The 2,164-nt window shown below is 68.8% G+C and carries 1 protein-coding gene and 1 pseudogene; one reads left to right on the plus strand and one right to left on the minus strand.

What is annotated here, in order from left to right:
- The first annotated feature begins 536 nt into the window (after positions 1-536).
- Entirely contained in the window at positions 537-1,460 is a 924-nt protein-coding gene (locus tag ACZ4MF_RS48855) for an alpha/beta fold hydrolase (protein WP_467500900.1), read from the plus strand.
- Between the two features lie 536 nt (positions 1,461-1,996).
- Here the strand turns inward: ACZ4MF_RS48855 and ACZ4MF_RS48860 are convergent.
- A pseudogene (locus ACZ4MF_RS48860) lies at positions 1,997-2,164 on the minus strand (DNA-directed RNA polymerase subunit alpha); the annotation flags it as partial.

Below are 2,164 nucleotides of genomic sequence, written 5' to 3' on the forward strand. Positions count from 1 at the left end.
CAGAAACCGCCACCGTCGCAGCAGCAAAAACAGACCGAGCCACACGCACGACAGTTCCTCCCGACAACACAGTCAGCAAAAACATCAACAAACTCTGCACACCAGCGCCGCCACAGCAAGCGCTGGAATGAATATATGGTTTACGGACCACCCCACAAATAACGAACCGCCAACCGGACAACCATCACTCACATAATTCACCCGAAGAGTCTCGCCGGCCCCCGCCGCCCGGCCAGCAGCCACGTCGGCCAACGCCCAGAACACCCCGGCCCTCCCGTGCGCCCAGCACTCCCTACGCCCAGAGGAGTAGTCACAAAGGCTCCTCCCGCAGGATGACCGCGCGTGTGCCGTGGGCGATGCTGTGCGCTGTGACAGCTGATCTTTGCCGAGCCCGAGACGGAGCCTCGGATGGCGACGGAGACGGGGGCACCCAACCGTCATCCGCTCCACCGCCAGTCCCTGCCGATCGCGCGCTCCGGCCACGGCGTGCCCGGCTGCGGCGGTGGCTGCGGCGCGCCGCGTTGGGCAGTGCCGTCGTGCTCGTCGTCGTCACGGCGGCCTCGTTCGTATACAACGGCGTCACGGCCGGACGCGAAGCGCCGCCGCGGGGACTCAGGTACGTGCAGGCCGCCGACATCCGTACGCGCTACCAGACCTGGGGCACGGCGGGCCCACCCGTCGTCCTGGTGCACGGCGCCTTCGAATCCGTGGACACCTGGTCGCGCCTTGCCCCTCTGCTCGCCCGCAACCACCGGGTGTACGCACTCGACCTGACCGGCGACGGATACAGCGAGCGCCACGGCCCCTACAGCGTCGACCACTTCACCCGGCAGCTCATGGGCTTCCTGGACGCCATGCACCTCGGCGGTCCGGGTGAGCGCCCGCTGTTGGTGGGGCACTCCAGCGGAGCCGCCGTGGTCACCGAGGCAGTGTTGCGGGCTCCTGGCCGGCTGGGCGGCGTGATGCTTCTCGACGGTGACGCCCTCGACACGGGTGCCGGACCACCGCCGGCCTTCAAGTACGTGCTGATCGACCCGTACCGCACCAGCCTGCTGCGGATCGGGCTCGGCATCGACACGGTGATCCGTAGCCTGTACGACGCACAGTGCGGGCCGGCTTGTCCGCGCTTGGACGCGGCCGGCCTCGATCAGTGGCGACGCCCGCTGCGCGTACCGGGCGCGGAGAACGCGCTGTGGAGCATGCTGGCCGCCGGGGTGCCCGGTCTGCCCGCGGATCAGGTGGCCAGGCTCGCCGACGTGCCCCTGCCCAAGTCGGTGGTGTTCGGCGCCCAGGACGACGTGTTCACCCGGCAGGCACCTCAGGAGACCGCCCGGCGCATCGGCGCACCGCCTGCAACGCTCATCCCGGGCGCCCGGCACCTGACGATGATCTCCAGTCCCGAGGAAGTCGCGACGGCCGTGGACAGACTCACGGCAGCATCAACCGCGGCCTCCCGATGACTCCGCCGCCCGCCCATACACGACCAGAACCACGCATGCCCCGAGCACGATCCGCACGACGAAGAGCATTGGCAGCACTTCGTGATCACGCGAGCCTCGCGGCGATGCAGCGATAGGAACAGGAGTCAGGCGTTCTTTCCGTCGTAGCAAGCCCGCGAGGCCCGGTCGGCCACAGTGGCGAACCCGGAGTGCGACAGAGCGCGCGAACTGCTTGCCCCACTCTCCGCGACGGACGCACGCCGCGAACGCACGAGCCAAAGGGGCCGGTAGCCGGGGCGAGTCCCATGGCGGGCGGCAGCCGGCTGGGAGGCGTAACCATCCCTGCCGGAACGGAGCGTGGGGTTCCGGCTACGTATCCAGCCGGAACCCCACGCCCTTCCGTACTTGCCGTGACCGCCCTCACTTCCGGCATTCAGTGCCGCGTGAAGGGCTACCACTGCCTTCCGTGCTGGTACCCGAGACCATCAAGTACCCGGAAGGAGTACAGCTGCTACGGCCGGGCGGGGGCTGGATTCGGCCGCGACCCGGCGCAGCAATCAGTACTGCTCGGTCTCCATGAAACCCGTGCCCCCGTTGTCGTCCGCGCCGAACGCGTCCGCGGCGGCGGTCGGGTCGAATCCGGGCGGGCTGTCCTTGAGGGCCAGGCCCATGCCGGCCAGCTTCGCCTTGACCTCGTCGATCGACTTCGCACCGAAGTTGCGGAT

The sequence above is a fragment of the Streptomyces sp. NPDC025793 genome, assembly GCF_055558375.1.